The sequence below is a fragment of the Pseudomonas syringae pv. tomato str. DC3000 genome (assembly GCF_000007805.1).
Lineage (GTDB): Bacteria > Pseudomonadota > Gammaproteobacteria > Pseudomonadales > Pseudomonadaceae > Aquipseudomonas > Aquipseudomonas avellanae.
Map to the genome: position 1 here is coordinate 3047456 of NC_004578.1, position 14159 is coordinate 3061614.

General features: G+C 60.4%; 11 protein-coding genes. 6 read left to right on the forward strand and 5 right to left on the reverse strand.

The window, feature by feature from the left end; all coding sequences use genetic code 11:
• Positions 1 to 6: 6 nt before the first annotated feature.
• The 3 genes from PSPTO_RS14180 to PSPTO_RS14190 form a co-directional block, all read right to left on the reverse strand.
• Positions 7 to 906 (reverse strand): hydroxymethylglutaryl-CoA lyase, encoded by a 900-nt coding sequence (locus PSPTO_RS14180; RefSeq protein WP_011104166.1) that lies wholly within the window; start codon positions 904 to 906, stop codon positions 7 to 9.
• A 30-nt stretch (positions 907 to 936) separates the two neighbouring features.
• Positions 937 to 1329, reverse strand: a complete 393-nt coding sequence (locus tag PSPTO_RS14185) for a MerR family transcriptional regulator (protein WP_005762545.1) — start codon at positions 1327 to 1329, stop codon at positions 937 to 939.
• A 167-nt stretch (positions 1330 to 1496) separates the two neighbouring features.
• On the reverse strand, positions 1497 to 2426 hold the full coding sequence (locus PSPTO_RS14190; RefSeq protein WP_005762543.1) for a LysR family transcriptional regulator: 930 nt from the start codon (positions 2424 to 2426) through the stop codon (positions 1497 to 1499).
• Between the two features lie 184 nt (positions 2427 to 2610).
• On the opposite strand from PSPTO_RS14190, the gene PSPTO_RS14195 reads away from it, so the two are divergent.
• Positions 2611 to 3840: an acyl-CoA dehydrogenase gene (locus tag PSPTO_RS14195; protein WP_011104167.1), complete on the forward strand. Its 1230-nt coding sequence runs from the start codon at positions 2611 to 2613 to the stop codon at positions 3838 to 3840.
• 29 nt (positions 3841 to 3869) lie between these two features.
• Here the strand turns inward: PSPTO_RS14195 and PSPTO_RS14200 are convergent, their stop codons facing one another.
• Positions 3870 to 5213, reverse strand: coding sequence for a substrate-binding domain-containing protein (locus PSPTO_RS14200; RefSeq protein ID WP_046463508.1), 1344 nt, complete (start codon positions 5211 to 5213; stop codon positions 3870 to 3872).
• 131 nt (positions 5214 to 5344) lie between these two features.
• Positions 5345 to 6157: an exodeoxyribonuclease III gene (gene xthA / locus PSPTO_RS14205; protein ID WP_011104169.1), complete on the reverse strand. Its 813-nt coding sequence runs from the start codon at positions 6155 to 6157 to the stop codon at positions 5345 to 5347.
• 190 nt (positions 6158 to 6347) lie between these two features.
• Between xthA and PSPTO_RS14210 the strand changes: the two genes are divergently transcribed.
• From PSPTO_RS14210 to tpx, 5 genes are all read left to right on the forward strand, one after another.
• Positions 6348 to 7019: a GNAT family N-acetyltransferase gene (locus PSPTO_RS14210; RefSeq protein WP_005762534.1), complete on the forward strand. Its 672-nt coding sequence runs from the start codon at positions 6348 to 6350 to the stop codon at positions 7017 to 7019.
• Between the two features lie 59 nt (positions 7020 to 7078).
• Positions 7079 to 8803, forward strand: coding sequence for an autotransporter assembly complex protein TamA (locus PSPTO_RS14215; protein WP_011104170.1), 1725 nt, complete (start codon positions 7079 to 7081; stop codon positions 8801 to 8803).
• Positions 8804 to 8808: 5 nt separating this feature from the next.
• The gene (locus PSPTO_RS14220) at positions 8809 to 12489 is read left to right on the forward strand and encodes a translocation/assembly module TamB domain-containing protein (protein WP_046463502.1); all 3681 of its coding nucleotides are present in this window, start codon (positions 8809 to 8811) and stop codon (positions 12487 to 12489) included.
• Between the two features lie 105 nt (positions 12490 to 12594).
• Positions 12595 to 13512, forward strand: coding sequence for a LysR family transcriptional regulator (locus PSPTO_RS14225; protein ID WP_011104172.1), 918 nt, complete (start codon positions 12595 to 12597; stop codon positions 13510 to 13512).
• Between the two features lie 90 nt (positions 13513 to 13602).
• Entirely contained in the window at positions 13603 to 14103 is a 501-nt protein-coding gene (gene tpx, locus PSPTO_RS14230) for a thiol peroxidase (protein ID WP_004396268.1), read from the forward strand.
• Positions 14104 to 14159 lie beyond the last annotated feature (56 nt).

A 14159-nucleotide genomic window follows, 5' to 3' on the forward strand; every position in this document is an offset into this window, starting at 1 on the left:
CGTTTGTCACGCTGACAGCCGAGCCTTGGCCACTCGCGACCCGTTGCTGCGTTGTAATACGTTACAGATGCGCTGACCGGCCTTGATGACCTGATCCAGGTCCACGCCTGTGTCGATGCCCAGGCCTTGCAGCATGTACAGCACATCTTCGGTGGCGACATTGCCACTGGCGCCCTTGGCATAAGGGCAGCCGCCGAGGCCCGCAACAGAGCTGTCGAAGACCTGCACGCCTTCTTCAAGGCTGGCATAGATGTTCACCAGCGCCTGGCCATAGGTGTCGTGAAAATGCCCAGCCAGTTTGCCTCGCGGGACCTGCGCGGCCACGGCGTTGATCAGCGCCCGGGTGGCCCCCGGTGTGCCGGTGCCGATGGTGTCGCCCAGCGAAATTTCATAGCAGCCCATTGCGTAGAGTTCATTGGCAACGGCGGCCACCTGCTCAGGTGCAACAGTGCCTTCGTAAGGGCAGCCCAGTACGCAGGACACGTAGCCCCTGACCCGCACACCATGCAGGCGCGCCGCTGCCATGATCGGCGCGAAGCGCTCCAGACTTTCGCTGATCGAACAATTGAGGTTGCGCTGCGAGAACCCTTCGGTTGCTGCTGCAAACACCGCAACTTCTCTGACGCCAGCCGCCAGCGCGTCTTCAAAGCCACGCAGATTGGGAGCCAGGGCCGAGTAGATGACACCCTCGCGGCGCTGGATCTGCTCGAACACCTGGGCGGATCCTGCCATCTGCGGAACCCATTTGGGCGAGACAAAACTGCCGACCTCAATGTGCATGAGGCCCGCAGCCGTCAGCTCATCCACCAATCGCACCTTGTCTTCGATGCTGATGGGCTGCGGCTCATTCTGCAGGCCGTCACGCGGGCCGACTTCGACGATATTCACCTGTTGCGCAAGGGGCATGGCAGGGGCCTTGTAGTCAGTGATAATGGATCAGTGTGAGGTGGCAGCGGTCTTGTCGAGCTCAGCCCGGCAGCGCTCTTCAGCGGTGTCCAGTTCCAGTTGCATCTGCTGGATGTCGAGCAACTGCTGCTCCAGTTGTCCGCGGCGCTCGGTAATCTTGCCGAGCATGGTCTGCAGCTGCTTTTGATTGCCGCCGCTGGGGTCGTACAGTGAAATAAGCTCTTTGCACTCGGCCAGCGAGAAGCCGATACGCTTGCCGCGCAGGATCAGTTTCAGGGTCACTTTGTCGCGGGCCAGGTAGATACGTTCCAGCCCCTTGCGTTCAGGGCTGAGCATGCCTTGCTCTTCGTAAAAGCGAATGGCGCGAGTGGTGATGTCCAGCTCGCGGGCAAGCTCGGAAATGCTGTAAGTCTGACTGCTCATGGCGCGGCTCGGTGACTGGGTATAAGCCGCTAAGCTAAAGCTTGCTTTACGTAAGCGTCAAGCAATCCGGATCATGTCGACACTCTGGCAGCCGTGTTTTCAAGGCTAGAAGTAACTTTAAGTTTGTTAATTAAATTTATTTATATCAATGGCTTAATGCTTGAAAGTCATGCTGTTTCTACACTGTTTTCCCGAGCAATCACCCGCTGGGACAGCTCGATGATCTGCTCGCGCATCCAGCGGTTGGCTGGGTCCTGGTCAGTGCTTTCGTGCCAGTAAAGATGAGTCTCCACTGAAGGCACATCGTTGATCGGCAGGTAGACATAATGCAGGTCATTGCGCCGGGCGAAGCGTTCCGGGATGGTCATGACCATATCGGTCTGTTGCAGCACCTGCGTTGCCATCAGGTAATGCTGCGAGCGCAGGGCGATGCGGCGCTGGATGCCCATCTTGCCCAGCGACAGGTCGACCAGGCCCAGCCCACTGCGACGGCTGGAAATATGAATATGGGCCTGCGCCAGATAATCATCCAGGGTCAGCGCCTGTTTGTTGGCCAGAGGATGGCCCTTGCGCATGGCACACACGTAGAGGTCTTCCAGCAGCTTGACGTGCCGCACTTGCGGGTCGGTGTTGAGCGGCGCATCCACGGCGAAGTCGAGGCGGCCGGCAGCCAGCTCCTTGGTGGTTTCACGGCGTTTGGACAGGAAGCTTTCGATGGTTACCGCTGGCGCAAGACGTCGCAGGCGCTGGAAGAGTACCGGCAGGATGACTGCCTCGGTCAGGTCGGTCATGCTGATGCGGTAATTCTTGTTGGCCTGCAGCGGGTTGAAAATCCGGCTTTCCTGCACCGACACCCTGAGCAGCGACAGGGCGTTGCGCACCGGGCCGATGATATTCTGCGCCATCGGTGTCGGGACCATGCCCTGTGCGGTTCGCACAAACAGGGGGTCATTGAAGGTTTCGCGCAAACGCGCCAGTGCGTTGGACACGGCGGGCTGGGTAATGCCGACGATCTGCCCGGCGCGGGTCAGGTTGGCTTCGGTGTAGATGGCGTCGAAGACAATGAAAAGGTTGAGATCGACCTTGCTCAGGTTCATCGATGGAGCGCCTCGTGCTGTTGTTGTGATGGGCTTTTCGGCGGGCTTGAGAATACCGCAGCGTGGGTGAATCATATATCGGTTATGAATGTTTATACACGCCGAAAATAGATTAGATAAATGGCTTGAGGTTCATTAGCATCCCTTTCATGACTACGACAACCTGATCGAGAAGGTAGCGCCCATGGATTTCGCGTATTCCCCGAAGGTGCAGGCACTGCGTGAGCGCGTCACTGCGTTCATGGACGCATACGTTTATCCGGCCGAAGCGGTTTTCGAGCAGCAAGTGGCCGAAGGTGATCGCTGGCAGCCCACGGCCGTCATGGAAGAACTCAAGACTCGGGCCAGGGCCGAGGGGCTGTGGAACCTGTTTTTGCCCGAGTCCGAACGCGGTGCCGGGCTGACCAACCTGGAATACGCGCCGCTGGCGGAGATCATGGGCCGTTCGCTGCTCGGGCCGGAACCGTTCAATTGCTCGGCGCCCGACACCGGCAACATGGAGGTATTGGTCCGTTACGCCAACGAGGAGCAGAAAACTCGCTGGCTGGAACCGCTGCTACGCGGCGACATTCGCTCTGCATTTGCCATGACCGAACCTGACGTGGCGTCATCGGACGCCACCAACATGGCGGCTCGCGCCGAACGTGAGGGCGACGAATGGGTGATCAACGGCCGCAAGTGGTGGACCTCCGGTGCGTGCGATCCGCGCTGCAAGATCCTGATTTTCATGGGCCTGACCAACCCCGACGGGCCGCGCCATCAGCAGCACTCGATGATTCTGGTGCCGGCCGACACGCCGGGTGTGAAAATCGTCCGGCCACTGCCGGTGTTCGGCTACGACGACGCGCCGCACGGCCACGCCGAAGTGTTGTTCGACAACGTTCGTGTACCGTTCGAGAACGTGCTGCTGGGCGAAGGCAGAGGTTTTGAAATTGCGCAGGGCCGCCTGGGCCCGGGGCGCATCCATCACTGCATGCGCTCGGTCGGCATGGCCGAGCGGGCGCTGGAGCTGATGTGCAAGCGTTCCATCGACCGCATTGCGTTCGGTAAACCGCTGGCGAGTCTGGGCGGCAATATCGACAAAATCGCGGACTCGCGCATGGAAATCGACATGGCCCGATTGTTGACGTTGAAAGCGGCCTACATGATGGACACCGTCGGTAACAAAGTCGCTAAAAGCGAAATCGCACAGATCAAGGTGATAGCGCCCAACGTCGCCCTGAAGGTCATCGACCGGGCGATCCAGATGCATGGCGGGGCCGGGGTTTCCAATGACTTCCCGCTGGCTTACATGTATGCCATGCAGCGCACCCTGCGCCTGGCGGACGGCCCGGATGAGGTGCATCGCGCCGCCATCGGCAAGTTTGAACTGGGCAAGTACCTGCCCTCAGACATGCTTCGCAGCCGGTCCTGAGCGCGGCGGTTACTGCCTCCAGACCTCGACTACTGCACCCAGACCTCGACGCGGCGGTTCTTGATCCGGCCGTCGTCGATGTCGTTGGTTGCGACGGGCATTTCGTCGCCCAGGCCAAGGATGTCGCGAAAGGTCACGCCGCTTTTTATCAGCTCGCGGCGCACGGCCATGGCGCGCAGCCGGGACAGCAGGGCCGCGCGTGCCGGATCGCTCTTGGCGTCACCGAAGCCTACCAGCGTCACCTGCTGGTTCAGCTTGCCGCTGGCTTTAAGGTACTCGGCGACGCGCTTGAGGTCCTGTTGCGCCTTGTTGTCCAGTCTGGCGCTGCCCTGTGCGAAACGAAAATTGACCGAGAGGCGCTCGGCCTTGCGCGCCAACGCCTGATAATCCGCAGGCATCTGTGCCGTCGGCGGCACCTTGAGCGCCTGCACGGTCTGCGAGACAAACCCGCTCTGCGCCACAATGGCCTGACCCTTGGCACTTTGCGTAAAGCGCACCAGCGCTTGCGCCCAGCGCTGGTGAATCGACGGCGGCACATACAGGTACAGACGGCGTGACAGCGGATAATCCTCGGTGGCAATCAGGCTGATGGTCGGCAGCATGGGCCGCGAGTCGCCGTCCGCTATCGCCACCGCCTTGGCGCGCCTGATTGATGGTAGGCCGCTGAAACCGATGCCATTGAGGTCTTTGCTGACCTCATCGGAAAGTTGCTCTCCGGACTCGAAGCGCAGCGCTGTGGCTGAGAGGTTCTTGCCGTATTTGGCAAGCACCAGTTCCTTGAAGGTTTCGTAGGTGCCGGACTTTTCATCGCGCGCATAAATATGAATCGCCCCCGGATTGCCGCCCAGTTCGCTCCAGTCCTTGATTTCGCCGCTGAAAATGCGCGCCAGTTGCAGCGTGTCCAATTGCCGCAGCGGGTTGCCCGGATGCAGGATCACGGCAACGCCATCGATAGCAATGACTTGCTCGCCAACAGCGCTTTTCAGGTCGCCGAAACTGCTTAGTTCCCTGGCTTCCTGGTCCTTGATCGGTCGGGAGGAGGCGGCAATGTCCGCGTTACCGGCTTTAAGGGCCGCGAAACCGGTGCCCGAGCCGTGGGCGGCGACCTCGACGCTGACCAACTGGCCTGTCGCGCTGGTGCCGACGACGCGCTGTTCATTGGTCACGTTGCCAGCAACGGTCTGCACCGCTTGCAAGCCTTGCTGGCGCATCAGCCCTTCAAGCAGCGCCGGCCCCAGTTGAGCATTGATGGTATTGGAGCCCTGAATGCGCAAGGCAGGCCCATCGCCGGCAGGCGTTGGCAGGGCCGCCAGAACAGCAAAAGGCAGGGTGGCGCTCGACAGGATCAGCGCCGTTAGCAGAGCGCGCAGCATCAGCGTCACCATGAATCACGGGAGGGTGACGGAAGAATAAGTCAGAAAGATTGCCGGAATATGACGGTTGCTCGACCGTTGCGCGCGTCTTTGCAAAGCATTGCAGACGGGTAGCGCAACGGCAGGCCTTGTCAGCTCAGTTCAAGCCAGATCGGCGCATGGTCCGAGGGTTTTTCCATGCCGCGCAAATCGTAGTCCACGCCGGCGGCCCTGATTCGCGGCTGCAGACCGGTGGAGGTCATGATCAGGTCGATGCGCAGGCCGCGCTTGGGTTCATCCTCAAAGCCGCGGCTGCGATAGTCGAACCAGCTAAAGCGGTCGCTGACCTCTGGATACAGATAACGGAAGCTGTCCACCAGCCCCCAGTTCTTCAGACGTTCCATCCACTCGCGCTCTTCGGGCAGGAAGCTGCATTTGCCGGTTTTCAGCCACCGCTTGGCATTGTCGGCACCAATACCGATATCGCAATCCTGGGGGGAGATGTTCACGTCGCCCATGACAATCAGCGGCTGCTCATTACTGAAGTGGCCTTCCAGCAGCGCCTGGAGGTTCTCGTAGAAACGCTGTTTGGCCGGAAACTTGGTCGGGTGGTCGCGGCTTTCGCCCTGCGGAAAATAGCCGTTCATGATGGTCACCGGCTGGCCATTGCTGTCAGCGTAGGTGCCCCGAATGAAGCGCTTCTGGGATTCCTCGTCGTCACCCTCAAAACCCTTGTGCAGGGCCAGTGGCGGATTGCGCGACAGCAGAGCGACGCCGTAATGGCCTTTCTGACCGTGAAAGTGCACGTGATAGCCGAGCGCTTCGACGTCCGCCAGAGGGAATTGCTCGTCCGAGACCTTGGTTTCCTGCAGGCCGATCACGTCAGGCTGGTGTTTGTCGATCAGCGCCGCCAACTGATGCGGTCGAGCGCGCAGACCATTGATGTTGAACGAGACGATTTTCATAAAACAGCAGTCCTGAGCAAAAACAAACGGCGATGCTAGCCGACCTGCCGGTTGAGGACCAGCCTTGCGTCAGGTGCGTGCCAAACGGATGGTCGGACAATTTATTGGAACTGTTATCAATGGCCATTACTCGAAAGCCTGCTTGCAAAAACCGCTGCGCCAGACGCATTCCGTTAACACGAGGCCCTTTATGTCCCTACCTGCTGCAATCGCGGGTGAAATCCGCCAACTCGACAGTGGTTACTCCCGTGAGACCCGTGCCTTGCTGTTCAGGGCCTATCGGCACGACCCGACGTTCGCGTATCTGTTCAATGCCGAACGAGAAGGATACGAGCAACGTGTACTGGCGACCATTCGCCAACTGGTCAAACAACACTTTCTGCAGAACCAGCCTGCCTTGGGCCTGTTTCTGGAAGATCGTCTGGTGGGTGTCGCGCTGATCGCGCCGCCACTGCGTCGTCTTGGCGTCACCGAGAGCTGGGCCTGGCGCCTGCGAATGGTGATGGACACCGGCCTGGGCTGCACTCAGCGGTATCTGGCTTATTACAACGCAGTGCTGGCATGCCTGCCTTCCGAAACCGTCCACGTGCTGCCGCTCATCGGGCTGGATCCGGAGTTTCAGGGCCAGAAGATGGGTCAGGACCTGAGCGAGCAATTGCTTGCAGCGCTGCACGACTGGTGCGCCGTGGACGAAAACTCGCAGGGTATCGTCGTTGACACCGGGAATCCTCGCTATCTCGAGTTCTATAAACGACAGGGCTATGAGGAAATCGGGGAGATAGCAGTAGGACCCGTCCGAGAGCACGTATTTTTTCACCCAAACCCTCAGGTTTCACTGCCGGTACCTGACGTAACGGTTTGAATCTCCGACCATTCGTGGGCTTCCAGTGCGCCCCGTCGATCGTGTTAGCATCTACGCCCATGAAGCTTTTCAGACTATTCAGCAGCCTGTTTCTGATGACCGTCAGTGCCGCAGCGCTTGCCCAGGCCCGCCTTGACGTCAGGATCAAGCCCGCCAACCCGGACCTCAAGAGCAACGTCGAAGGGTATGTGGGCGATCTCGGCGATCGTGATGCCAAGGCGCTGCGCAATTTCAGTCTGGGTGCCGAGCAGCAGGCCGAGAAAGCCGCTCAGGCGCTTGGCTACTATCAGGCGCAGATCGACAGCGAGATCAAGGACGGTGAAGACCCGCGCCTGATCATCAATATTCAGCCGGGTGAGCCCATTCACCTGCGCAATGTGGTCATCCGCGTCGATGGCCCGGCGGCGGCGCTCCAGGCGTTCAAGGTGCCGAAAAGTGATGCGCTGAAGACCGGTGCGGTGCTCAACCATGGCAACTACGAGGACGCCAAGCGCCTGATCCAGAATCAGGCGTCTCGCTATGGCTTTTTCAGCGGTCGTTTCACCCGCCAGCGTCTGGCTATCGACCCGCGAGCCGGGGTTGCCGACATCGAGCTGGTGTATGACAGCGGTCTGCGCTATTCACTGGGCAAAGTCATGTTCAGCGGTAATACACCGTTCGATGAAGACCTGCTCAAGCGCATGGTGCCGTTCAAGGAAAATACCCCTTACGACTCACAGATGATCGCCGAACTGACTCAGGCCATGCAGGCCAGCGGCTATTTTGAAGGCGTGCGGGTGGACGCTGCACCGACTGCCGCCGAGAATCAGGTCATTCCGGTGACGGTCCAGCTGGAAACCCGCAAGCCCCGCACCATGGGGCTCGGCCTTGGGTATTCCACCGACGTCGGGCCGCGCGGCAAGGCCAACTGGACCCGGCACTGGGCCAATCCGCAAGGCCACAGCTACGGCTTCGAATCGGAGATTTCCGCGCCACGGCAGAACGTCGGGTTGTGGTACGACGTGCCGCTCGATCCGCCGCTGACCGATAAGCTGCGTTACGCAGGCGGTTATCAATATGAAGAGATTGCCGGCACCGACAGCCTCAGCAAACTGCTCACCGCAGGCCCCGAATGGCACAGCAAGCTGCCCAGCGGCTGGGAACGGGTCATTTCCCTGAAATGGCAGCGTGAAGAGTACCGCCTGGGTAACGACGAGGGCCTGAGCACGTTATTGATGCCGGGCATCAGCTACTCATACCTGCGCAGTGACAATCGTATCGACCCGCATCAGGGCTACCGTCTGCAATTTGACACGCAAGTAGCCAAAGAGGGCATGTTGTCGGACGCCAACCTGGTGCATGCCAATGTGTTGCTCAAAGGCTTGACGACCGTCGCCCAGAACCACCGCTTTCTTGGCCGTGTGCAGTTCGGCGGCAACCTCACAGACGGTTACACTTCGATTCCACCGTCATTGCGATTTTTTGCCGGTGGCGATCAGAGCGTGCGCGGTTATGACTACCAGAAGCTTTCACCGACCAATTCCGATGGCGACCGCATTGGCGGGCGTTACATGTTTGCCGGGAGCGTCGAGTACCAGTATTCGATTGCCGAAAAGTGGCGACTGGCGACGTTTGTCGATCAAGGCAACTCGTTCAACACTCTGGACAAACCGGACCTTAAGACAGGGGTCGGTTTCGGCGTGCGCTGGGTATCACCGGTAGGCCCGCTGCGTCTCGATCTGGCCCATGCGCTGGACGATGATGGCGGCATTCGCCTGCACTTCTCGATGGGGCCGGAACTGTGAACAGGATGAACATCAAGCGCACCGCGAAAATTGCCGGGGTGAGCCTGATCGCATTACTGCTGCTGGTGATCGTCAGTGCTTCACTGCTGCTCGGCACTCAGGCCGGCAGCCGCTGGGCGCTGGCGAGTGTGCCCGGCCTGCAACTGGAAAATTTCCAGGGCCGACTGGGCGGGCAGTGGGGCGCTGAGCGGTTGGTGTGGCAGCAGGGCGAAGACCGTGTCGAGGTGCAAGCTGTCGACTTTGCCTGGACGCCAGCCTGCCTGCTGAAAATGACCCTGTGCATCGACCGCTTGCACGCCGGGCAAGTGCTGTTACGCTTCCCTCCAAGCGGTGCGCCGAGCGACGAAGGCCCTGTCAATTTGCCCGCGCTCAGGCTGCCGCTCGCGCTGCAACTGGACGATGTACAGCTGGGCAGCCTGCAACTTGATGGTGCCGAGCAATTGCGCGACCTCAAGCTGGCGGCGCACTGGACTGCCCAAGGTTTGCAGATCGACAGCGCGCACCTGCAACGCGATGCGCTGATTCTGGACCTCAATGGCCTGCTGAAGCCCGAGGGTGACTGGCCACTGACCGCAAAAGGGCAATTGCAGCTTCCGCCGCAGGACGGCCAGCCGTGGACGCTGGCTCTGGATATTCAGGGCGACGTGCTCAAGACCCTGCAACTGAAGGCTGACAGCAGCGGTTACCTGACTGGTGTATTGAGCGGCGAGCTGCAACCGCTGGCGGAGCACCTGCCAGCCCGATTGAAGCTGACGGCCGAGCACTTCAAACCCAGCGCCGCCTTGCCCGACACCCTGCAACTGGACCAGTTGCTGCTGACCGCCGAGGGCAATCTCGACTCGGGCTACCTGATAAACGGCTCGGCCAGCCTGCCCGCAGAAAAAGACCCTGTGGCCCTTGCGTTGCAGGGGCGCGTAGATGCCAACGGGGCAAGCATTGCTGCGCTGGACCTCGCCGCCGACGACCAACAGCGTTTAACCATCAATGGCACATTGAACTGGCAGAACGGTTTTTCCGCCGATGCGAACATCGACTGGCTGGACTTCCCCTGGCAGCGTCTGTACCCCGTGGCGTCCGAACCTCAAGTAGCGTTGCACGCCTTCAAGGGCGAGGTTTCCTACACTGACGGCAATTATCTAGGCAACTTCAACGCCAGCCTCAAAGGGCCTGCCGGCGCGTTCACAGTGGTCAGCCCGTTCAGTGGCAACCTGCAAGAGATCCATCTGCCGCAGCTGGAAGTGGTTGCGGGGCAGGGCAAGGCCAGCGGTCACCTGAATCTGCAATTCGCTGACGGTATTGGCTGGGACACGGCGCTGGACCTGAGCGCGCTGGACCCCTCGTTCTGGGTTGCCGAGCTGCCCGGCACGCTGGCAGGTCCGTTGCGCAGCAAGGGCCAGTTCAGAAACGAGCAGCTTGAACTCAACGCAGACCTGGATTTGAAAGGGCGTTTGCGGGGTCAGCCAGCCGTGTTGCAAGCCAAGGCCGACGGTCGCGATCAGCAGTGGACTGTCAGCAGCCTGAATATTCGCCTGGGTGATAACCGTATCCAAGGCACCGGCAGCCTGCAGCAGCGCTTGAACGGTCAGCTTGACCTCGATCTGCCGCGGCTTGGCCAGTTGTGGCCCCGTTTGCAGGGGCAGGTCAAAGGCCGGCTGGATCTGGCCGGAACACTACAAACGCCGCAGGGCCAACTGGCCTTGCAGGGCAGCCAGCTCGCGTTACAGGACAATCGCCTGCAAAGCCTTGCGCTCACTGCCCGGCTGGATCAGGCGCAACGTGCGGCCCTCAATGTGAAAGGCGTCGGCATTCAGGCTGGCGACACTGCGCTGGGCACCTTGCTGGTCGATGGTCAGGGCACGCTCAAGGCGCAGCAGGTGAAGCTGGACCTGCAAGGCCCGCTGCTCAAGCTGGCCATCGCTCTGGACGGCGGGCTGGACAAAGGCAACTGGCGTGGCCGACTGGCCAGCGGTACGGTGCAGAGCGGCGGGCAGAACTGGCGCTTGCAACAGCCGGCAAAAATCGAGCGGCTGGCCGACGGCAGGCTGAATTTCGGCGCGCACTGCTGGCTGTCCGGGGCGGCCAGCCTGTGCGGTGGCGATCAGCGTCTGATGCCTGACCCGCGCCTGCGCTATCAATTGAAGAACTTCCCGCTCGACAGTCTGGCGCAATGGATGCCGAAGGATTTCGCCTGGAAGGGCACATTGAATGCCAACGTTCAGCTCGACATACCGGCGGCAGGCCCCAGCGGCCAGATCAGCATCGACGCAGGAGGCGGCACATTACGGGTTCGCAACAACGACCAGTGGCTGGATTTTCCCTACCAGACCTTGAAGCTCGCCAGTACCCTGACCCCCAAGCGCATCGACTCGCGCCTGGATTTTGAAGGCGGCAAACTGGGCCGTCTGCTGTTGAACGCGCAGATCGACCCGCTGGCCAAGAACAAGACGCTGGCGGGCGACTTCAATCTGTCCGGTCTGGACATCTCCGTGGCACGGCCGTTTGCGCCAATGGTGCAAAAGCTAAGCGGGCGCTTGAACGGCAATGGTCGGCTGTCGGGCAGTTTGCTGGCACCGCTGGTCAATGGCAGCGTGACCCTGGAGGGCGGTGAAGTTGCGGGTGCCGAATTGCCGATGGAGCTGCACGACCTCAAGGTCCAGGCATTGATTGCTGGCGAAAGCGTGCAGATCAACGGCGGCTGGAAAAGCGGCAGTACCGGACAGGGCAGCATCGGCGGTCAGGTTGCCTGGGGTCAGAGCCTGCTGGTCGATGTGAGCCTCAAGGGTTCACGCCTGCCGATCAATGTCGAACCCTACGCGGCGGTAGAGGCAGCGCCTGACCTGAAGATTTCCATGCAGGGCGAGCGGCTGGCCATCTCCGGCAAGGTGCTGGTGCCCAAGGGCGCGATCACCGTGCGTGAGCTGCCGCCATCGACGGTCAAACTGTCGGGCGACACGGTGATTGTCGGGCAGCAGACCGGGGAGGGGGCGCCACCGCTGGCCGTGGCCATGGACATCAACGTGGAAGTTGGCCAGGAAAAACTCAGCTTCAGCGGCTTCGGGCTGACCGCCAATCTGGTTGGCCGCGTGCACATTGGCGACAATCTGGATACCCGTGGCGAACTGAACCTCAATGACGGCCGTTACCGTGCCTACGGGCAACGGCTGACGATTCGCAAGGCGCGCCTGCTGTTCGCCGGCCCCGTGGACCAGCCTTATCTGGACATCGAGGCCATCCGCCAGACCGACGACGTGATTGCCGGTATCCGACTGACCGGCAGTGCCGAGCAGCCCACCACCGAAGTGTTTTCCGAGCCGGCCATGAGCCAGGAGCAGGCACTGTCCTATCTGGTCATGGGCAGGCCGTTGAGCACTTCCGGTGAAGACAACAACATGGTCGCCCAGGCTGCGCTGGCGCTGGGTGTGGCAGGAAGTTCATCGACCACCGGCAAGTTGGCCGATAACCTCGGCATCAAGGACTTCGAGCTGGACACCTCGGGAACCGGCGACAAGACCAATGTGGTGGCCAGCGGCAAAATCACCGAAAAACTCAGCCTGCGCTATGGGGTGGGTGTGTTCGAGCCGGCCAATACCATCGCGCTGCGTTACCTGCTGAGCAAACGCGTATACCTTGAGGCGGCCAGCGGGGTTGCCAGTTCGCTGGATATTTTCTATAAAAGAGACTTCTGAACACGGGCCAGCTGCTGTGATGGCACCGGCCTGTTTTCAACCGGCTTAACCTGTTAAAACAGGGTGACTTCTCACACGCTCTCTCTATTCAGGCTGCCGGTAATCATGGATCGATTCAACGCCATGCGCGTGTTCACCCGTATCGTCGAGCTGGGCGGCTTTGCCAAGGCTGCCGAAAGCCTGCACATTCCGCGTGCCTCAGTGACCATTCTGATCAAGCAGCTCGAAGCTCATCTGGGCGTCCAGCTTTTGCAGCGCACCACGCGTCAGGTCAGCACCACACCCGACGGCAAGGCGTATTACTTGCGTTGCGTGAGCCTGCTGGCTGATCTGGATGACGCCGAGGCTGCATTTTCATCGACCGGTGCCGAGCCCAAGGGTTTGCTGCGCGTCGACCTGCCTGTCAGTCTGGGGCGCATGGTGGTCATTCCGGCGTTGCCTGAGTTTACCCGGCGCTACCCGCAGGTGCGGCTGGAAATCGGCATGAGTGACAGGCCGGTCGATCTGATCCGCGAGGGCGTGGACTGCGTGCTGCGCGCGGGTGCTGCACTGGACGAGGCGCTGGTCGCCAGACCGTTGGGCAGCCTGACCCAGATCACCTGCGCCAGTCGCGAGTACCTGCAACAGCACGGTACGCCGCTGCAACTGGAGGATCTTGCGCACCATCAGGTCATCGAATATTTTTCGGCCAGTACCAGCAAACGCTATGGTCTGGAGTTTGTGGGTGAAGGCGGGGCGCCTGATCACGGCCTGGCCTGTTCGATCTCGGTCAACAGCGCCGATGGCTATGTGGCTGCCTGCGAGGCCGGCTTCGGCCTGATACAAGTGCCGCGCTACCACATTGCCGGGCAATTGCGCAGCGGCACGCTGGTCGAGGTGCTACGCAGGCACCGCCCACCGCCGTTGGCGCTGACGGCGCTTTATCCGCCGCACAGGCAGTTGTCACGACGGGTCAGGGTGTTCGTCGATTGGCTGGTGGAATTGTGTGACCACCCGGATATCCGGGACAGACTGGTTTCCTGAACAAATTCGGAATTATCCGATATAGGCCGCGGCACGCTTTCGTGGTTAACTTCCGGCTCTTTATATTCATTTCAAGAAGGAACGTGTTTCATGGCTCAAGTGACCCTTAAAGGCGGCCCCGTTCAAGTCAATGGCACCCTGCCTGAAGTCGGCAGCAAGGCAGCAGCCTTCACGCTGGTGGGCGAAGGTCTTGCTGACAAGACCCTGGCTGACTTCGCTGGCAAGCGCAAGGTGCTGAACATCTTCCCGAGCGTCGATACTCCGACCTGCGCAACATCGGTACGTAAGTTCAACGCCCAGGCCAACGAGCTGAACAACGCCGTTGTGTTGTGCATCTCCGCCGACCTGCCGTTCGCCCAGGCACGCTTCTGCGGCTCCGAAGGTCTGGAAAACGTCAAGAACCTGTCTTCGTTCCGCAGTGCTGATTTCAGCGAGCATTACGGCGTTGCCATTGCCGACGGTCCGTTGAAGGGCCTGACCGCTCGCGCAGTGGTTGTGCTGGACGAAAACGACACTGTGCTGCACAGCGAACTGGTATCGGAAATTGCCGAAGAGCCAAATTACGACGCTGCACTGGCTGTACTGAAGTAACGTTCTGCACTACTTCGACGGTCTGAATCTGTTCAGGCCGTTTTTTATTTTTGCTT